This window comes from Pantoea sp. PA1 (genome assembly GCF_056856975.1).
In genome coordinates this window covers 1,552,463-1,569,070 of the sequence record NZ_JBXGEE010000001.1, presented here as the reverse complement: position 1 = coordinate 1,569,070, position 16,608 = coordinate 1,552,463, and the positions used below count along the sequence as shown (strand labels likewise).

Below are 16,608 nucleotides of genomic sequence, written 5' to 3'. Positions count from 1 at the left end.
CCAGGAAAAATTATTATATTCGAGCGATGATCTGTTGTAAATTACTACTGGCCGCAACGAAGAAGTAATATTAATAGTTGATCGAAGTGAGAAAAAAATATTTTAGATGGCTTAAACATATAAACCGGATCTGATGTTCATGGTGTTCTTTCGGAGAAGCCAGGTTTTAGTGTTTATTATGGAAGAAACCTTGATGCGATCTGGGAACGATTAAGCACTGACGTCGAGCGGCCAGTCACGCTGGTATGAAAAAACTCGGATATATCCCGACAGCACTTAGGAGATACATTTGATTCAATAGTGGGAGTGTGAGGGAGGATAAGAAAAAAGGATGTCAAATTTGCATTTGATAATAATTTCGATTATATCCTGAAATGAAACGATATTGATAGTAAAAGGTTTATTATATCTATAAATTTAATCGTCAGATGATTAAAGCTCAGGGCATATGTACGAAAGCAAGAGGTGCTTCTTATCTTGTAAATATTATACAAACTGGATTATGTGTTCAGGCTAAAAATGTTCCAGATGAATTTTCTTCCATACCGGTAAGAAAGAAGAAATTTATCATGTTAATCATAGAGGTGACTATATGTCTAAGAGTGAAATATACGTGAAAATGTTAGGGCTTGCACTGCCTTACATACGCAATCTGCAATTAATCGAAAAGAAAGGTAAAATCTTGAGTTTATCTTGCTATCTGGAAGTTGAGCTTGTTCATAATTTGGCTGTTACTATTCTGGATAAGAATTTTACCGAGCACGATGTATGGTTTTTGAATAGTCAGGCGAAATGCTATGTTGAAAAATGCAATGAAGATATATCACCAAACTACAATCAGCATCTTGTTTACATAAAAGATTTATTCAATTTAGTTCCTGACGCTTTGAAATCTAAATTAACGTGGGCTGGTCATTTATAAAACCCCGGTCTCGGGCAGGGTTCATAATAATGCGCTGAGTATTGCTGGAAAAAATCCCGTACTAAAAAAATGACCCTGTCTCAGTGTGGGTTGCCTGGCAAAATTCGGTTATTGATCGGAGCCAGCAAATCAACGTGGTACAGCATGAAAGATCCATCAAGAGCCTATATAGAAACAAATCTCAATGACGTCGCTCAGTAGCTGTAACCGGTCGTTAAACGTGCCGACCTGAGCGGTTAACAGCGCCAACGTAAGTACCCGACGCTGTTAACCGCCCTGAATAGTGGTATTACTACCGGAGACAGCTCGGGCGGTGCGGTGGCGGGCGCGCAGGCCGAGTCTGAAGGCAAAACCCACGGACAAAAGGCCGGTGAGCAGGTTGAGGCCGAAAACGAGCGCTATATAAAGGCCAACCATAGTGGCATGATAACCGAAGCCTATAATCAGTGAAGATGTACACGGAACGGCGTGAAGAGCTGAAAGGAACTGCTTCGCTGGGCGATGAATTAGAGCACGACCATATCCCATCATTTGTGCTATTCGTCAGGCAAAAGAAAACGAGTTGGGAAGAAAGTTAACTCCAACTGAAGAAAAAAACCTATACAATAATGCAACAGCTATTGAAGTACCTAAAGAAGTGCATTAGGCGGGCCATACTTATGGTGGTAAAAGTACGCCATTCCAGATAAAAAAGATGCAATAGATCTCTGTGGTGCAGAATGTCTCGATACAGAAATGCATTGAAAAAATATGCTGGATAAAGGATATGACCCTAAGCTCATCCATGATGCGATAATAGAATTCAAAAAAAGAAATTCTCAAAAAGTCAGCATATTGCGGACTGAATATGCTAATCGCACCAGTGAGTTGCTGGAAAAGCGCGAGTCAATGGCGGACTAAGCGCGGTAGATCAGAACGAGCTTTCAATCCTTCATGTGACAGTAATCCAGCTTGAGGCGGACAGAAATGCGGCGATCCATAACGCATTGATGTCTGATGATTCACCTGAAGCGAAGCAGCTTGCGATAAACTCGCTCGTTCAGGCGGCTGGAACCAGCGCCGCAGGGATAGCTGCTGGAATCGGGAAAAGTAAAGGAAGCGCGATACCTGTTCCTACCCCGACAAGGGCTGAAAATGGCCTGGTATATAAATCGAATGGTAAACACACACCCGGGCAAGTTGGTTATCATAGAGACGCTGGAACAGAACCTGCAAACTCTATTCAGTTGTTTTGTAATTCAGTAGAGAATGGGAATAAAAGATATGCATTGGACGAGAATGGTAATGTACATCAGTTTACGAATACAAATGATGGTTCGTGGCATTGGTCAGGGAGCACGGAAGATGCATCAGTCCCCATCAAAAAGAGCGACATACCCAATGATGTTAAAAAAGAATTTGGGCTACCTGGGAAATGGAGATAAATATGATTTTTGGTGATCCATATCGGTTTGCTATCTGGATAGAGTGTATTCCTCGATGGAGTGAATCATATAAAAATGGTTTTTTTTATTTTTTTATAAATGGACATATGTACCCGGAAGATTTAAGAACATCAACGTTATCTGTTGATGTTAATGATGTTATTGATGAAAAAAATGCGCTTCTTTCTTTTCCATGCAATGATGATATTTTCAAGGCCACTACAATCGAAGCTTTTAATGCCTTATTTAAACTGACTTACCCAGAATCGACACAAGATGATGAATATCCTGAGCAAGTGTTTGATTATTGTGCGTCTCCTGCAATAATCAATGAGTCAGGGGCATATTTTTTTGCTGTTTCAAATGAAAGTTCAGTGAGGATTGTTGGGGGTAAAATAACTGAGTTAGTTGATGGACAAAACGGAAGAGCATGGGAGGACATAGAACAACCAAAACTTGAAGATATTACTATTCCAAAAAAAGAGATAAGTGAAATTATTACGAGTTTGAAGAAATATTCGTCTGATTTGCTTTAGCTATCATTTTTAGCTTAGTACGAACTGCTTACCGGGAAGCTCAGCTATAATTACGCACTCAGTTACCTTCTGTACGGTAAAGATGTATCGGAACAATCAACCGATGACAAGATGCTGATTGCAAACATTGTAACGCTGGCGGGCGCAACAGCAGGCGGTACGGTTGATGGCAGCGCTGGTGTGGGTAGCGGTGCGTTTGCTGGCAGAACTGAGGTTGAGAATAACTCTCTCGCCGATATCACGCAGGCGCAGGCTGAAGGTAAAACGCTGGAGCAGAAGGCCGGTGAGTACGTTGAGGCCGAAAACGAGCGCTATAAAAAGGCGAACTGCGGCGGCATGAGCGCCGAAGCCTGCTCGGTGAAGATGTACACGGAACGGCGTGAAGCGTTGAAAGAAACTGTGTCACTGGGCGCTGACTTCGTGCCTGTCGTGGGTACTATAAAAAGTGCAGCGGAGGCACAGTCAGCACTGGATTATCTCAACGTGGCCGCTTCCCTGATAGCGGGAGAGCGTGTTGCAGCGGGCGTGCTGAAAGCGGCAGAGAAAGCGCTGGCTAAAGGCGATGTGGCTGAAGTCTCGAAGCTGATTAATAAAGCCAGCGATGAGATGACGTCGGTTACACGCCCAAGCCACAGACAGTCTGAAATAGATGTAGGTAAAGATCTCGGTGATGGATGGCGCGAACAGGTCAGCTTCAAAGATGGTAAAGAAGTTCCCTAAGGCACAAAAGGTGGGGTTCGCCCTGACTGGTGTAAGGGAAATGTCTGTAGTGTTGAAGTGAAGAACTATAATATTACGACTAACAAGAATGGTCTGATTAACAACGTAGCAAAACAGGCGGTACAACGTGCTGAGAATCTACCTGCTGGAATGCGGCAAGAGGTTGTAATTGATATCCGTGGCCAAAAGGTCACCTCCATTCAGGAAGATGCAATCATTAAAGGGATTGTTCAAAAATCCAACGGGGCAATTAAACCTACAGATATTCAATTTAAGAGGTAATGAGAATGAGGCATATTGGGTTTATGGGGGGGAGTTCACTAGTAGAACTAGGGACTGCCTCTGAAATGATTGACTTTTTGGATTTTTTTAATAAAAAAGTGGAAGGCAATGAAAACATTGAGATATCAAACCGACTTTATAATAAATATATAAAGCTTGAACAATTAGAAAAACTGAATTCGATAATAAAAGATATTAAATTGGCACTATCCTCTGATGAGGATAAATATCTTAAGTATTTGTCAGGTATAGAAACATGTATCGAGTCGGCGAAGATGTTCTATAACAGTTGGGGAATTTATCAACCGCTTAAAATTGCTGTGACCGACGTACCTTATTATATAGAAGATAAAAACCGCCCTTTAGAACAATACGATGTATTAAAGCCTAATGAATCACCGTTCTGGTTACGTTAATGACAAAATCCCAGCTTTTGTGGCTGGGATTTTACTTTTATCAGCCAGTTACCCTTCAGTCGCCAGCCGGATAATCAGCTGTCCCGGCCCGGTGATCACTTCGATCTTCTGCCCGGTCGTAAAGCCCAGCGCTTCCAGCCAGCACCCCTTGATGGTCAGCTGTGGCAGCGGGTTTGACTGGCCTTTATTAGCCGGGCATCCTACTGCGTAATCATGCGACCGTGATCTGCTGGCGGCGGTTTTGGGCATGCATATCACTGATTATGATGCGTGTCAGCCTTAATTAGTTCCTAAACTAAATATTATTATGTGCCTGACCAGAAGGTAGGAAAAAGCAGTATCATTCATTCAGGTGGGTAGTAAAATAATTTATAGATTTCGTCTGGCAGAGAGTGAAGGATAAGATAAAAATTTTTTTATAAAAGTAAATGAATGCCTTTCATTAACCTTTAGCAGGGTTTTTCAGTAATTGTCTTAATTCATCCTGACTCATTTAAAAGATAAAAGCCTCATACTTTCGCAACAGGCTTTTATCTTCCTTTTATCTCATCCTCAATGCATCAACTGGCTAATCACGCCGGTCACATCGAATTTTTTATTAACGACACCTTCCGCTGAAGCCTTATCCACCAGCTGAGGCAGATATTTCACCAGCAGATTCAGTGCATCATCGGTGTTGATACCCAGTCGTGAAGCGAGCTGTTCAATTGCTTCTGAGTTAATCATCTTCTGCACCATGTCGCGGCTCAGGGCAACATTCTGCTCATTGCCAAGCCAGGAGTTGACTACCTCACTGTATTCACCACTCTGAAGATGGTTCACAATCGCGTGTAAACCGCCTTGCTGCTCAACCCACTCCAGCACACCTTTCACTTCCTGACTGGTCTGATTATTCAGGCCGCACATGGCCAGCACCTGGTCCAGTAAAACCATTCCGTTAATCCCCGATTTAAAATATATCAAGACTGCCTGCAGGCTCTGATTTTATGAATGACGAACAGCACGATAACTGATCCCGCTGTCGCAATAGCAATGCTGAAAATATTGAAACCACTGACCTTGCCAAAGCCCAGAAAGGTGCTGACTAACCCCCCCGTCAACGCACCCACAATACCGAGTATCATGGTCATGAAAATACCCATATTTTCCTTACCCGGCATAATACATCTGGCGATGATGCCAGCCAGCAACCCAAATACTACCCATGACAAGAGACCCATATCCTGCATCCTTTATTTTTTATTAATCATATTGGTGTTTAACCGTGGTTTAATTCGTCAATTAAAAGCGGGTGTATCGTACGCCGCCTGCCTTTTATCTGGCAATGGTGTTTTCTTAATTAAATTAAACGTATCGGAAACGACGGGAGAAGAATTATGAGCATTCTGGATAGTATTAAAAATATAGGTGAGGAGTTGTTAAATACCGATAATAAGAATGTTGAAAATAAGCCTGATATCACCGCAGCAGGCAAGCGCACCTACACGGTAAAATCCGGTGACACGCTCAGCGCCATTGCAAAAGCATTCTACAGCGATGCCTCTCATTATATGAAAATCTTCGAGGCCAACAAAAATATTCTCAGCAGTCCGGATAACATCGTGCCAGGTCAGGTGTTGATTATTCCGGAATAATCAGCAGCCAGCAGTTCACAGAGCGTGGCCTGCTGGTATTTATTTGCCGCTTACAGTGATAAAGGATTTCTGACAGGGCAGAGAGCATTTACGGTGTTCTGGTTTAGTCAGCGTTGCGAGAGAACAGGGCTGTTGAAGTGAACAAAGAGTGGGGCATCTGAAAAGCAAAAAAGCAGCTATCCGGGGATAGCTGCTTTTTCTAATCTGGCTCCTCTGACTGGACTCGAACCAGTGACATACGGATTAACAGTCCGCCGTTCTACCGACTGAACTACAGAGGAATCGTTGGAACGAGGCGAATATTAACGGGGTCGCCCCGAGGTGTCAACAGCAAAAAATACATTATCATTCAACTGGCTAGGATTAACACAAAGCGATCGCGATTTAAGCAATTTGCACGCTGTCAGTGGCGATTCGGCTCAGGGGATCCTGCTGATAGAACTGACGCAGATGCTGATACATGGCCGGAAAGCGCTCAGCCAGCAGAACCGGAGCGGTAAAAAAGTATTCGGAGAGTACGGCGAAGCACTCTGCCGGATCGCTGGCGGCGTAGGGGTCGATTGTCGCCGCCTGTTCTCCGACCAGCTCGACTTCACTCTCTATCTCCGCCATCGCGGCATGTAAATCCTTTTCCCACTGCGCCACGTCGCGCAGCGGGATCACCGGTACGCCGCTGGTGTAGCCACTGCCGCGCGCATCAAGTTTGTGGGCGACTTCATGGATCACCAGATTGAAGCCAGAGAGATCGAAAGAGTCCTGAATATCGAGCCAGTTAAGCACCACCGGCCCCTGCGTCCAGCTCTGACCGGCGTGAACGGCAGGCGCACTGTGAACCAGCCCATCCTCATCCTGCCACTGATCGTCAACTTTAAACGGCTCTGGATAGATCAGCACATCATGAAAACCGTCCAGCCATTCCAGACCCAGTTTCAGCACCGGCAGAGAGAAGAGCAGGGCGATGCGCACGCTGCGCAGTTCATCCAGCGCTGTTCCTTCCAGCGGCACCAGCTTCTTCTGTTGCAGGAAGCGTTGCGCCAGCGCTGTAAGCGTCTGCTTTTCGTCTTCACTGAGCAGGCTGAAGATAGGCTGGGACAGCCCCTGCTGCCAGGGCAGCGCAGCCAGAAGGGTGTCGTTTTGCGTTTTCCAGGGCCATTTAAACATCGCAACTCCTGCACAGAACCGGACTCTTTCGCTATCCTGACGCGCCAGATATAAAAATGCCAGCATCGAATGCTGGCACCTTTGATCCGGCTGCAGGCCTGAGGGCTGTCTATTCAACCCGTTAGCGCGGCCGTTGTCTGTGATACAGCCCGCAAAGCGCAGGGCTGAATGGCTAGTTGCGACCCACCCGCTGAAACTCAATCACCCAGACCCAGGGATTCACTTCCCAGCTGGTCGCGCCATACTGTTTTTGCCAGGCTTTGCGATAGGCCTCTTTCGGCGACTCTGAGTTCACGTTCATGGTGAAGAAGTTATTGAGGAAGTGCGAATCGGTCTGTACGCCCTCCGCCATAATGTCATCTTCGCTGATATCCTGAATCTTCTCAGCGCGAACGCCGGTGATCTCCAGATTGATGCGGCTGGCCCAGCGCGGCATGTGGATGGCGGTCTGCCAGCCAAACTCTTCCGCTTCCGGGGTGCTCATCGCGTGCTGGCCCAGCTCATTGCTGTCGGCACGGTACTGACAATATTCCGGCAGGCGGAACGGCGTCGGGTCACGCTCATATTCGGCCAGATCGTTCTCCGGCACCATCGGACCGCGCCAGGTTTCACGTACCCACAGCAGATCACCCGGTTTACCATAAGGACAGTGATAGCTGATGTCGCTCATCGACATCAGTTTATAGCCGTGCAGATGATTCGCACTGACATCAAAAGCGTGTACGCCTTCATGATGATCCTGACCCGGACCAAAAGCCTGAGTTTTCATAATGCGCCGGGTTTGCGTTTGCTGGCCAACCAACAGGGCACGGACACGCTGTTCGGAAAAAAGAATCGGCCGTTCTTTCATGGAATACCTCTTGTTATTAGTAAAACCCGGTTACTGCTGTATACGTCCATTTGCTTCACATCTCATAACTATCATAAAAGCTTTAAATCATTTTGCTTAATAATTTGTCGCCTGACAGTCACTTTAAAATTGTCACAGAGGTAGTCAGTATTCCGCAAAATGCAAAAAGTGCACCAGAGCTTATCATGCAACCTTCGCCAGACGACGAATAGCCGGGATACAGTACGTTATAACGGTAAAAATGGGAACCTTTTCAGATTTTTTCCCCTGTCAGCGGCCACACTTTTACAAATAATGACGTGACAAAAGCCTCTTTCGTACCCTCTGGCAAGGCTATCCTGTTCAGATTAAACATTACCCCCGTTAAACTAATCTTCTTAGCCACAATTTATTAAGGAAAGACTGAAAACCGATGAAATTGCGGTTATTGTCTGACAGAGATGCTATACAGATGATCCAGATCTCATTTTTCTGCCGGAAATCGCTGGCAGCCCCGCTCTTATCAACCGTTCTGTAAAAAAAATGTCATTAGCCAGTCGCTATGATGGTCTGACGTTCGCGCACCGATCACGACAGAGAATCAGCTGTCGACCACCACAGGGAGATAGACTATGTCACTTACACTCTGGCAATCCCGTTATGAAAGCTGGTTTCAGGCGAACTGGATCCATGACGACGGCGCGCACGATATCGCCCATCTGCGCCGTGTCTGGATGAGCGCACAGCGTATCCTGAACGGTACTCCTGCTGATCCGCTGGTAGTGCTCACCGCCTGCTATTTTCACGATGTGGTCAATCTGCCGAAGAATCATCCGGAACGTCATCTGGCCTCCACCTATGCCGCCACGGAAACCCAGCGCATTCTGCAGCAGGATTTCCTCGATTTCCCGGCTGAAAAGATAGAGGCGGTAATGCACGCTGTGAAAACTCACAGTTTCAGCGCCGGTATCCCGCCTCAGACGCTGGAAGCGAAAATCGTTCAGGATGCTGACCGGCTGGAATCGCTGGGCGCCATCGGTCTGGCTCGGGTTTTCTATACCGCCGGGGCCCTGAACCGTCCGCTGTTCGACAGTCAGGACCCGCTGGCAAAAGATCGCGAACTGAATGATGCGCTGTGGACGCTGGATCATTTCCAGAAAAAGCTGCTGCGTCTGCCGGAAACGATGCACACGGAAGCGGGGCGGATGCTAGCTGAACATAACGCAGACTTCCTGGTGCGCTACATGGCGAAACTCTATGCAGAGCTTCAGGGAAATTTGGTGGGAATGGACGAGGCCGTACTGCGGGATTTCACGCCGCTGCGCAGTGAATATTAAATTTTTATGACAGTATGTTAATCGAAACGGTCATCCGGTAGCGTGTCAGCAATAACAAAAAAGGAGCTGCCTGATGACCGAAACTGTTAATTTAACGATTAAAATTGATCCTGAATTAAAAGAAACGATTAAACAGCTGGCGCTGGAAAACCAGATTTCCATGAGTCAGGAGATTGTGCAGCGGTTGCAGGCCAGCCTGGAAACGCATCCGCATCCGGCGATTGATAATCAGGACATTACCGAAGCGGCGGTGGAAACCTCAGCCGCTTCTGATGCACAGGCCGATGGATTAAGCGCCAGCGAACTGAAACAGATACGGTTGCTGCTGAAAAAGCAGAGCAAGAAGAAGAAATAAACATGAAACCCGTCGCCAGACGGGTTTTTTTTGCATTAGGCTGGACTGTTTTGTGGTGAGACTGTGCCTGCGAAGAGAACAGGGTCAGATCGGAAAGACGCAAAAACCGTCATCCCTGACACGCTCGGCCCGCGCCATCCCTGGCGCGGGACGCTTTCCTCTTCTGATCCTGTTCCCTGCGCGTTGAGCTTATTCGTTGCTGTTGAACTCGCTTTGTCTGGGCCTGCATCATTAGATGGGTTTTCTTTTCAGGAATCAGGGTTTCAGCTGACGGATATGGGGCAGCAGCAGCTGCGCCACCGCGGCGAACACCGGGACCACCACCGAGTTACCAAACTGCTTGTAAGCCTGCGTGTCTGAGACCGGGATGCGGAACGGCTCGTGGCCCGGTACATCAAAGCCCATCAGCCGCGCACATTCGCGTGGTGACAAACGGCGCGGTCTGCGCGCCATGTTTGCGGCATCGTGAAACTCCGCTTCCCCCAGTGCGCTGTCCCAGCCGCGGTCAATCAGGATCTCCGAGCCATCTTTGTAGTAGCGCGCCGACAGGGTGCGCACGCAGCAGTGCGGATTACGCGGATCGTTGAGGCCAAAGCCAAAGCCATTGCCTTTCGCCTTATGCTTTTTCGCATACTGATAGAGATAGCGCCAGAGCACCGGCGAGAGGATATATTTGTCATCCGGGTCGCTCTCCAGCAGGCTCTGCAGCGCAGGGACCTGAGCCGGGAAGAAGCGGCGGATATCGCGCAGCGTGAAATCCTGTTTTTTCAGGTCACGGCGGATCCCGACCAGCACAATCCGTTCGCGATGCTGCGGCAGGAAATGACGCGCATCGATCACTTTGGCATCCGGGCTGGTGTCACCGGCATCCGCGACGTCATAGCCCAGTTCATCCAGCGTCTCCATGATAATGGCGAAGGTGCGGCCCTTATCGTGGCTCTTGAGATTCTTCACGTTCTCCAGCACGAAAAAGGGCGGTTTCTTCGCGGCAAGGATGCGCGCCACGTCGAAAAACAGCGTCCCCTGCACCTGGCATTCAAACCCGTGTGCGCGGCCCAGCGCGTTCTTTTTGCTGACACCCGCCAGTGAGAAGGGCTGGCAGGGAAAGCCTGCCAGCAGCACCTGATGATCGGGGATGGCAGCATCGATAGCGCGATAGATCGCCTCATCGTCGCTCAGGCCCGCTGGCTGCGTGACCTCACGGATATCGGTATTGAAATGATGCTCCAGCGGATCGCTGTAGTGGTTAGCTTTATAAGTGCGAACCGCCTCTTTGTTCCATTCACTGGTGAAGACACACTTGCCGCCTATCGCCTCAAATCCTTTGCGAATGCCGCCAATCCCGGCAAAGAGATCGATAAAGCGAAATTCAGGATTATCATAATGGGCGGGCCGGGCCGGCAGCAGATCCTGCAGCAGAAGCTGTTCGGCTTCACTCAGCGGCGGCACGGCGCATTTGCCCTGGCGGATCCGGTTCAGGAACGCAGGGCTCCAGCGGGAGAAACCCGCCTGCTGCAGGCGGGCCGTAAGATCACGAACCGAATAGATTGCCAGGACCTGCTGTAAGCGATCGGACGCTTCAGGAAGTGAATGTGCAGCAGAAAGTGGTTCAGCGAGGGCGGCGGGATGCATGCGTTTTTCCTTAACAGTGAGGCGCCTATGCTATCACTCCTGAGGCAGTGAGGAAATTGCCCCGATGTGCCCTGAGCCAGCGCGCCGGAATCGTCTGTTTTTGCGGCGTACGCTGTGAAGGTTCGGTTGCCAGCTTTCGCTTTTCGTGGCGCAGACTAAAGTTGAAGAACCAGCAAAAAAGGAGAGGCTATGGCTGATGTTCACTCCAGCGAAACGCGCAGCAAAAATATGCGTGCCATTCGCGCTCAGGATACGGCCATTGAGCAACGTATTGCGCTGTTGCTGAAAGACCGGGGGTTCAGCTTTCGTGTGCAGGATAAAAACCTGCCGGGACGGCCCGATTTTGTTCTCAACGACCAGCAGGCGATTATTTTTGTTCACGGCTGCTTCTGGCATCGCCATCACTGCTACCTGTTTAAACTGCCGGCCACCCGCACAGAGTTCTGGACGGGCAAGATTAACAGCAATGTTGAACGTGACCGGCGCTATGTGCAGCAGCTGCAGGCGAGTGGCTGGAAAGTGTTGATCATCTGGGAGTGCGCGCTGCGCGGCAAACTGCGGCTGGCGGATCAGGATCTGCTGGAGCGGCTGGAGGAGTGGCTGCTGGTCATGTCGCAGAGTGCCGAAATCGACCATCAGGGCATTCATCATTACAACGCTGATTGCTAATCAGAGTCATAATTGATTAGATCGACCTTTTCTCCGTGGCCAGGAAGGAGCCTGAGATGAGCAGCATAAAACTGACGGTAAAACGCCTTTACCAGCTTCGCGACGAGCGGATGGTGAATACCCGCGCCACTGCGCGGGTCTACAGCGGCGACAGGCTGATTGCCACGGAGGAGATCACCGGCATGACCGAAAGCCCGGTCAGCAAATACCTGCATGCTGAAGGAACAGCAGGCGAGACGATTCGGGTGGAGTGGGAATGTGAGGGCATCGCCGACATGACCGTAACGGAAATTGAGCGCTGCCCATGTTGTCAACATAACGAACCAGACTAAGGATACAATTTTGGCGGGAACCAGTTTACTGACTTTACTTGATGATATTGCAACACTTCTGGACGATATTTCCGTCATGGGGAAAGTGGCGGCGAAAAAAACGGCCGGCGTGCTGGGCGACGATCTGTCGCTGAATGCCCAGCAGGTCACCGGCGTGAAAGCCAACCGGGAGCTGCCGGTGGTATGGGGCGTGGCGAAAGGATCGTTTCTGAACAAACTGATCCTGGTGCCGCTGGCGCTGGTTATCTCTGCGTTTGCGCCCTGGCTGATTACGCCGCTGCTGATGCTGGGCGGGGCCTATCTCTGCTATGAAGGGGTCGAGAAGGTGATGCACAGCCTGCAGCATGACAAGCAGAGCAAATCGCCGGAGGCGCGCCAGCAGCGACTTGATTCACTGGCGAAGCAGAACGCGGCAGAGTTTGAGAAAAAGAAAATCAAAGGCGCAGTGCGCACCGATTTTATTCTGTCGGCCGAAATCGTTGCCATTACCCTGGGCATCGTTTCCGAATCACCGCTGCTCAATCAGGTGATTATCCTGGCGGGCATCGCCATTCTGGTGACGGTTGGCGTCTACGGCATCGTGGCGGCCATTGTAAAAATTGATGATCTGGGCTTCTGGCTGCGGGAGAAATCGTCGCGCGTTGCGCAGGGCATCGGCAGCGTGCTGCTGGCGGCGGCGCCCTGGCTGATGAAAATCCTTTCGGTCGTGGGCACCATCGCCATGTTCCTGGTGGGCGGCGGCATTGTGGTGCATGGCATTGCGCCGCTGCATCACCTGATTGAAGAGGTCAGCGCTGGCTTCAGCGGCTGGATTGCGACGCTGCTCAGCAATGGCGCGAACCTGGTGCTCGGTTTTATCATTGGGTCGATCGTGCTGTTAGTGGTCAACCTTATTGCCAGAGTGCGTGGAAAATCGGTATAAAGCGCACTGCGATTTACGGTCAGGAGAATGACGATGAACGACGATATGTTTGAATTTGATATTGACGCACAGCTTGAGCAGGCGGAAGCGAAAGCCGAGAAAAAAGCCAGCGAAGTGCCGGACGATCTCGGTGATGAAGCCGATTGCGAAGGCTGTAAAATCTGACGTCAGCGTCGGTTCCTCATCAAAGCGGATAATATTTTTTATCCGCTTTTTTTATTTTCAATATATCCATCTGCTTAATTCCGAATTTGCCCTTTTTATGCGTGCCTTAACAGGCAGGAACCGCATTCGCCTGCTATAAAGAAAATAATCACTCAGGTTAATAAAAAGGAGCGCAGCATGGTTTTCGCAATCAGTGAAGAGGTTCAGCACAAGGAAGAAGGGCACACCATGGTGGTGACCGGCTACGCCAGTGGCATGGTCGAGTGTCGCTGGTATGACGGCTATGCGGTGCGCCGTGAAGCCTTTCGCAGCGATGAACTCTGCGCGCTGAATCCTGAGCAGCAGCTGGCGAGCTGACCCGCAGGCAGACAGCGCGCCGCGAAGAACGGGCCTGTCAGGCTGCGGCGCTTTATCCCTGAAAGGCCTGCCACTCTGCAGGCCTCTTTTCTATCCTGAAGCTTTATCGAGGCTCTGCGCCTCCTCCTTGTGAACGCGGACACACTCCCTGTGCCGCTCCTGCTCAGACGTTACCATCGTTATCCTCCTCTACCGCCTGATAGATACGCTGCAGCACGTCAGGAAACGCTGACTGGACGCGGCTCCAGCTCGGAATAAAGGGCTTGTCATTCGGACGCTCGATAAACGCCTGACCCGCCTCCAGAATCGACTGGGTAAACATCTCGACCGCCGCCTCTTCCACATGCTGATCGAACTTCAGGCCATTCATGACCGCTTCGTGGTTGTAGGTCTCCATCATATCCAGCGCATTGCGGTAGTAGGTCGCTTTCAGCACCCGGAATGAGTCGCTGGTGAGCGGAACGCCCATGGTGGCCAGCTTACGCAGCAGTGACTGAACAATGTCGCTGCTCATTCGCTTCAGGCCGCCTGTGCCATCATCTTCGGCCAGCGGCTGATGTTTGTGGTCATAGTTATCGGCGATCTCAACCTGACACGACTGGCGGGTGGTGTAGTTGCGGTAAATCTCCGACAGCACGCCGATCTCCAGTCCCCAGTCGCCAGGAATTTTAATGCCGTTGAGGACATGGGTGCGCATAGCAAACTCGCCGGAGAGCGGATAGCGGAAGCTCGACAGGTAATCGAGATACTCTGAGTGGCCATAGACTTTCTGCAGCGAGCGCAGCAGCGGCCCGACCAGCAGGCGGCCCACGCGGCCATTCAGCTTGCCGTCGGCCACGCGCGCATAGAAGCCCTTACAGAACTCATACTGGAACGCCGGGTTCGCCAGCGGATAGAGCAGACGTGCCAGCATGCCGCGCTCATAGGTGACGATATCGCAGTCATGCAGGGCCACACAGCTGGTGCGGTCGGAGGCCAGCGTGTAGCCGGTACAGAACCAGACGTTGCGCCCCTTACCCGGATTGGTGGGAGAGAGTCCCTCTTTATCCAGCTCCGCATCGATCGCCTTCAGGCGCGGGCCATCGTTCCACAGGATGCGGTGGCGTTGCGGCAGCCGGGAGAAAAAGTCGCGGGCAAACAGGAACTGGTCGCGGTCGGCCCGATCCAGCCCGATCACAATTTCATCCAGGTAGGGCACTTTTGCCAGCTCATCGACGATATTGGTCAGCGCCGGGCCTTCAAGTTCGGAAAACAGCGACGGCAGGATCAGCCCCATTTTGCGTTTGCGGGCAAAGCGAACCATCTCTTTTTCCAGCGACTCCACGCTGCGGTGGGTGAGGTTATGGAAGTTGGTGATTACGCCATTCTGATAAAAGTCACTCATCGCTTCATCCTTTTCATGCCCGTGGGCAGCTCATTGAGGTTGAGTCAAAAAATAGTCGAGCCCTTCACGCCAGCCTTCAGGGCCGTGGTGAGCGGTGTGATAAACCTGCTGCTGATCGGTGCGGCTGAGGGTCACCGGCGTTTTACTGTAGCCTTTGATGACGACCGCATAATCCACCGCATCCAGCATCGGGGCGTCGTTTGGCCCATCCCCCAGCCCGATAGTGACGCGGGACTCGCCGGGAGAGTGTGCCAGCAGCCAGCGCAGGGCTTCGCCTTTGCCACTGCCTGCCGGCATCACATGCCAGAAACGGCCGCCCTGAGTGAGCGCCAGCCCTTCTGCATGCAGTGCCTCATGAAAGCGGTCAAAGGCCTCATCGCTGTCGCGCCAGACCACCACTTCTGACGCATCCCGCTGACGGGAGAGGGCCGCATCCGCTTCACTCAGACCGGTCATGGCGGCCACCTCCGGATCGGAGAAGTCGTGAAATCCGGTGAAGCGAAAGTGGCTTTTCAGTCCAGCCAGACGCTCACAGAGTGCCTCATAGCTGAGGGCGCTATCAGGCAGACGAATCCGTTGCTGATCCAGGGTCTGCACCACGGCACCGTTTTCCGCAATAAAGGGGGAACCGGCGATGCCGAGCTTTTTCTGCAGCGGGACAATTTCAGCTGCGGTCTTGCTGGAGCAGATGACCAGCGGCACCGCATGCTCCCGGAGTGTGGTCAGCCATTCCGTGGCCGCATCCCAGCGATAGCTGTGATGGTCGAGCAGTGAACCATCCAAATCGGTAATTACCATTAAGGGGTGCTGAAGATCGGGCATGAACAGGCTCCTTTCATCACGTTCGCCGCTAAAGCAGCGATTTTTCAATATTATAGTTGAATATGTCGCACACTTTTTTTCCTGCCACACCGGCCAGAAATCCAGGATTATTCTTAAAAACAGGCCCGCAGGAAAGTGGGGGATGCAGGAATTGTGCAGGGCTAAGTGACTGTGCAGCGCGGTGTTTTTAACCTGTATCGCGTCAGCGTGAGTGGGGCGGTTGCAGAAACGTGCATATCTGATACTTGTTCAGTCCGGGCAATCAGGTATTCTGCAACGGTGTTAAGAATTCCCTGGTGTAACGAATTGAATTTTTACCCGGCTTCCATGCCGGGTATTTTTTTGAAATCGATTTCAGCGGTTAGCTTCACAGGCGCGACAGTCACTGATGTCGATCTCAAACGCCTCCCCCAGTTCGGAGCCGGAACGAATAAACTGACCATCAATCTCGCGTCGTGGCGACGGTCCCGCTTCCATAGCGTCCCGTATCTCATCCGACGTTCTGGCCTGAATCGCCGCCAGTAATCCTTCCATATCCACTCTGAGTTCGGCTGGCTGCGCCGCGCTGTCGTGCTTTTCCTCTGTCATTTTCAGACTCCTGAGAGCAAACAGAACTGTAAGTATAGAAGGCGGCAGAGAAAGGCGAGGAAGGGTTAATCGCAGATCAAAAAAAGCCCGCAGAGTGCGGGCAAAATCCTTGTTATTGCAG

22 protein-coding genes, 1 tRNA gene and 2 pseudogenes are annotated in these 16,608 nt (G+C 50.5%); 15 read left to right on the top strand and 10 right to left on the bottom strand.

Going from position 1 to position 16,608, the window contains the following annotated elements; all coding sequences use genetic code 11:
• Positions 1-141 precede the first annotated feature (141 nt).
• The 7 genes and pseudogenes from AC1V0D_RS07715 to AC1V0D_RS07685 form a co-directional block, all read left to right on the top strand.
• Positions 142-249, top strand: a pseudogene (locus AC1V0D_RS07715) (barstar family protein); the annotation flags it as partial.
• A gap of 343 nt (positions 250-592) precedes the next feature.
• The gene (locus AC1V0D_RS07710; protein WP_482907194.1) at positions 593-922 is read left to right on the top strand and encodes a zinc ABC transporter substrate-binding protein; all 330 of its coding nucleotides are present in this window, start codon (positions 593-595) and stop codon (positions 920-922) included.
• A 989-nt stretch (positions 923-1,911) separates the two neighbouring features.
• A complete protein-coding gene (locus tag AC1V0D_RS07705) occupies positions 1,912-2,346 on the top strand; it encodes a hypothetical protein (protein WP_482907193.1) in 435 nt (144 codons plus the stop codon).
• A gap of 2 nt (positions 2,347-2,348) precedes the next feature.
• The gene (locus tag AC1V0D_RS07700) at positions 2,349-2,882 is read left to right on the top strand and encodes an immunity 42 family protein (RefSeq protein ID WP_471803241.1); all 534 of its coding nucleotides are present in this window, start codon (positions 2,349-2,351) and stop codon (positions 2,880-2,882) included.
• Positions 2,883-2,993: 111 nt separating this feature from the next.
• The gene (locus tag AC1V0D_RS07695; protein ID WP_482907192.1) at positions 2,994-3,602 is read left to right on the top strand and encodes a VENN motif pre-toxin domain-containing protein; all 609 of its coding nucleotides are present in this window, start codon (positions 2,994-2,996) and stop codon (positions 3,600-3,602) included.
• A gap of 57 nt (positions 3,603-3,659) precedes the next feature.
• The gene (locus AC1V0D_RS07690; protein ID WP_337021037.1) at positions 3,660-3,884 is read left to right on the top strand and encodes a hypothetical protein; all 225 of its coding nucleotides are present in this window, start codon (positions 3,660-3,662) and stop codon (positions 3,882-3,884) included.
• A 5-nt stretch (positions 3,885-3,889) separates the two neighbouring features.
• On the top strand, positions 3,890-4,300 hold the full coding sequence (locus AC1V0D_RS07685; protein WP_337021038.1) for a hypothetical protein: 411 nt from the start codon (positions 3,890-3,892) through the stop codon (positions 4,298-4,300).
• Between the two features lie 48 nt (positions 4,301-4,348).
• Here AC1V0D_RS07685 and AC1V0D_RS07680 read toward each other — a convergent pair whose 3' ends face one another.
• The 3 genes from AC1V0D_RS07680 to AC1V0D_RS07670 all read right to left on the bottom strand — a co-directional run bounded on the left by AC1V0D_RS07680 (position 4,349) and on the right by AC1V0D_RS07670 (position 5,520).
• Complete coding sequence (locus tag AC1V0D_RS07680) at positions 4,349-4,549, bottom strand: SymE family type I addiction module toxin (RefSeq protein WP_482907191.1); 201 nt, start codon at positions 4,547-4,549, stop codon at positions 4,349-4,351.
• A gap of 303 nt (positions 4,550-4,852) precedes the next feature.
• On the bottom strand, positions 4,853-5,233 hold the full coding sequence (locus tag AC1V0D_RS07675; protein WP_140028913.1) for a YidB family protein: 381 nt from the start codon (positions 5,231-5,233) through the stop codon (positions 4,853-4,855).
• Positions 5,234-5,259: 26 nt separating this feature from the next.
• On the bottom strand, positions 5,260-5,520 hold the full coding sequence (locus tag AC1V0D_RS07670; protein WP_482907190.1) for a GlsB/YeaQ/YmgE family stress response membrane protein: 261 nt from the start codon (positions 5,518-5,520) through the stop codon (positions 5,260-5,262).
• A gap of 252 nt (positions 5,521-5,772) precedes the next feature.
• On the opposite strand from AC1V0D_RS07670, the pseudogene AC1V0D_RS07665 reads away from it, so the two are divergent.
• Positions 5,773-5,934 (top strand): annotated as a pseudogene (locus tag AC1V0D_RS07665) (LysM peptidoglycan-binding domain-containing protein); the annotation flags it as partial.
• Between the two features lie 205 nt (positions 5,935-6,139).
• Here the strand turns inward: AC1V0D_RS07665 and AC1V0D_RS07660 are convergent.
• From AC1V0D_RS07660 to AC1V0D_RS07650, 3 genes are all read right to left on the bottom strand, one after another.
• Positions 6,140-6,215, bottom strand: a tRNA-Asn gene (locus tag AC1V0D_RS07660).
• A 103-nt stretch (positions 6,216-6,318) separates the two neighbouring features.
• Positions 6,319-7,095 carry a DgsA anti-repressor MtfA gene (gene mtfA, locus AC1V0D_RS07655; protein WP_482907189.1) on the bottom strand — a complete coding sequence of 259 codons (777 nt, stop codon included), beginning with the start codon at positions 7,093-7,095 and terminating at the stop codon, positions 6,319-6,321.
• Between the two features lie 172 nt (positions 7,096-7,267).
• Positions 7,268-7,945 (bottom strand): ASCH domain-containing protein, encoded by a 678-nt coding sequence (locus AC1V0D_RS07650; RefSeq protein WP_009089519.1) that lies wholly within the window; start codon positions 7,943-7,945, stop codon positions 7,268-7,270.
• A 611-nt stretch (positions 7,946-8,556) separates the two neighbouring features.
• Between AC1V0D_RS07650 and AC1V0D_RS07645 the strand changes: the two genes are divergently transcribed.
• Positions 8,557-9,261 carry a phosphohydrolase gene (locus tag AC1V0D_RS07645; RefSeq protein ID WP_111208699.1) on the top strand — a complete coding sequence of 235 codons (705 nt, stop codon included), beginning with the start codon at positions 8,557-8,559 and terminating at the stop codon, positions 9,259-9,261.
• 73 nt (positions 9,262-9,334) lie between these two features.
• Positions 9,335-9,616 (top strand): Arc family DNA-binding protein, encoded by a 282-nt coding sequence (locus AC1V0D_RS07640; RefSeq protein ID WP_337021041.1) that lies wholly within the window; start codon positions 9,335-9,337, stop codon positions 9,614-9,616.
• Between the two features lie 255 nt (positions 9,617-9,871).
• Here the strand turns inward: AC1V0D_RS07640 and dcm are convergent, their stop codons facing one another.
• Positions 9,872-11,248, bottom strand: a complete 1,377-nt coding sequence (dcm, locus tag AC1V0D_RS07635; protein WP_482907188.1) for a DNA (cytosine-5-)-methyltransferase — start codon at positions 11,246-11,248, stop codon at positions 9,872-9,874.
• Positions 11,249-11,437: 189 nt separating this feature from the next.
• Here dcm and AC1V0D_RS07630 point away from each other — a divergent pair, with 189 nt between their 5' ends.
• The 5 genes from AC1V0D_RS07630 to AC1V0D_RS07610 all read left to right on the top strand — a co-directional run bounded on the left by AC1V0D_RS07630 (position 11,438) and on the right by AC1V0D_RS07610 (position 13,693).
• The gene (locus AC1V0D_RS07630; protein WP_471803236.1) at positions 11,438-11,917 is read left to right on the top strand and encodes a very short patch repair endonuclease; all 480 of its coding nucleotides are present in this window, start codon (positions 11,438-11,440) and stop codon (positions 11,915-11,917) included.
• A gap of 56 nt (positions 11,918-11,973) precedes the next feature.
• Positions 11,974-12,249, top strand: coding sequence for a hypothetical protein (locus AC1V0D_RS07625; protein WP_009089527.1), 276 nt, complete (start codon positions 11,974-11,976; stop codon positions 12,247-12,249).
• A 10-nt stretch (positions 12,250-12,259) separates the two neighbouring features.
• On the top strand, positions 12,260-13,171 hold the full coding sequence (locus tag AC1V0D_RS07620; RefSeq protein ID WP_471803235.1) for a DUF808 domain-containing protein: 912 nt from the start codon (positions 12,260-12,262) through the stop codon (positions 13,169-13,171).
• A gap of 33 nt (positions 13,172-13,204) precedes the next feature.
• Entirely contained in the window at positions 13,205-13,336 is a 132-nt protein-coding gene (locus AC1V0D_RS07615) for a hypothetical protein (protein ID WP_003854444.1), read from the top strand.
• Positions 13,337-13,513: 177 nt separating this feature from the next.
• Positions 13,514-13,693, top strand: a complete 180-nt coding sequence (locus tag AC1V0D_RS07610) for a YodC family protein (protein WP_009089530.1) — start codon at positions 13,514-13,516, stop codon at positions 13,691-13,693.
• A 163-nt stretch (positions 13,694-13,856) separates the two neighbouring features.
• Here AC1V0D_RS07610 and AC1V0D_RS07605 read toward each other — a convergent pair whose 3' ends face one another.
• From AC1V0D_RS07605 to AC1V0D_RS07595, 3 genes are all read right to left on the bottom strand, one after another.
• Positions 13,857-15,077 (bottom strand): glycosyltransferase family protein, encoded by a 1,221-nt coding sequence (locus AC1V0D_RS07605; protein ID WP_009089531.1) that lies wholly within the window; start codon positions 15,075-15,077, stop codon positions 13,857-13,859.
• 30 nt (positions 15,078-15,107) lie between these two features.
• The gene (locus AC1V0D_RS07600) at positions 15,108-15,899 is read right to left on the bottom strand and encodes a mannosyl-3-phosphoglycerate phosphatase-related protein (RefSeq protein WP_009089533.1); all 792 of its coding nucleotides are present in this window, start codon (positions 15,897-15,899) and stop codon (positions 15,108-15,110) included.
• A 354-nt stretch (positions 15,900-16,253) separates the two neighbouring features.
• Entirely contained in the window at positions 16,254-16,487 is a 234-nt protein-coding gene (locus AC1V0D_RS07595; RefSeq protein WP_482907187.1) for a DUF2525 domain-containing protein, read from the bottom strand.
• Between the last annotated feature and the right edge of the window lie 121 nt (positions 16,488-16,608).

Bases quoted from the DNA above. Each gene is read 5' to 3' on its own strand.
- AC1V0D_RS07615 (WP_003854444.1), top strand. From the start codon at position 13,205: ATGAACGACGATATGTTTGAATTTGATATTGACGCACAGCTTGAGCAG.
- AC1V0D_RS07650 (WP_009089519.1), bottom strand. From the start codon at position 7,945: ATGAAAGAACGGCCGATTCTTTTTTCCGAACAGCGTGTCCGTGCCCTG.
- AC1V0D_RS07675 (WP_140028913.1), bottom strand. From the start codon at position 5,233: ATGGTTTTACTGGACCAGGTGCTGGCCATGTGCGGCCTGAATAATCAG.
- AC1V0D_RS07700 (WP_471803241.1), top strand. From the start codon at position 2,349: ATGATTTTTGGTGATCCATATCGGTTTGCTATCTGGATAGAGTGTATT.
- AC1V0D_RS07605 (WP_009089531.1), bottom strand. From the start codon at position 15,077: ATGAGTGACTTTTATCAGAATGGCGTAATCACCAACTTCCATAACCTC.
- AC1V0D_RS07625 (WP_009089527.1), top strand. From the start codon at position 11,974: ATGAGCAGCATAAAACTGACGGTAAAACGCCTTTACCAGCTTCGCGAC.
- AC1V0D_RS07705 (WP_482907193.1), top strand. From the start codon at position 1,912: ATGTCTGATGATTCACCTGAAGCGAAGCAGCTTGCGATAAACTCGCTC.
- AC1V0D_RS07640 (WP_337021041.1), top strand. From the start codon at position 9,335: ATGACCGAAACTGTTAATTTAACGATTAAAATTGATCCTGAATTAAAA.
- AC1V0D_RS07630 (WP_471803236.1), top strand. From the start codon at position 11,438: ATGGCTGATGTTCACTCCAGCGAAACGCGCAGCAAAAATATGCGTGCC.
- AC1V0D_RS07670 (WP_482907190.1), bottom strand. From the start codon at position 5,520: ATGGGTCTCTTGTCATGGGTAGTATTTGGGTTGCTGGCTGGCATCATC.
- AC1V0D_RS07680 (WP_482907191.1), bottom strand. From the start codon at position 4,549: ATGCCCAAAACCGCCGCCAGCAGATCACGGTCGCATGATTACGCAGTA.
- AC1V0D_RS07710 (WP_482907194.1), top strand. From the start codon at position 593: ATGTCTAAGAGTGAAATATACGTGAAAATGTTAGGGCTTGCACTGCCT.
- AC1V0D_RS07685 (WP_337021038.1), top strand. From the start codon at position 3,890: ATGAGGCATATTGGGTTTATGGGGGGGAGTTCACTAGTAGAACTAGGG.
- AC1V0D_RS07695 (WP_482907192.1), top strand. From the start codon at position 2,994: ATGCTGATTGCAAACATTGTAACGCTGGCGGGCGCAACAGCAGGCGGT.
- AC1V0D_RS07645 (WP_111208699.1), top strand. From the start codon at position 8,557: ATGTCACTTACACTCTGGCAATCCCGTTATGAAAGCTGGTTTCAGGCG.
- AC1V0D_RS07610 (WP_009089530.1), top strand. From the start codon at position 13,514: ATGGTTTTCGCAATCAGTGAAGAGGTTCAGCACAAGGAAGAAGGGCAC.
- AC1V0D_RS07595 (WP_482907187.1), bottom strand. From the start codon at position 16,487: ATGACAGAGGAAAAGCACGACAGCGCGGCGCAGCCAGCCGAACTCAGA.
- mtfA (WP_482907189.1), bottom strand. From the start codon at position 7,095: ATGTTTAAATGGCCCTGGAAAACGCAAAACGACACCCTTCTGGCTGCG.
- dcm (WP_482907188.1), bottom strand. From the start codon at position 11,248: ATGCATCCCGCCGCCCTCGCTGAACCACTTTCTGCTGCACATTCACTT.
- AC1V0D_RS07600 (WP_009089533.1), bottom strand. From the start codon at position 15,899: ATGCCCGATCTTCAGCACCCCTTAATGGTAATTACCGATTTGGATGGT.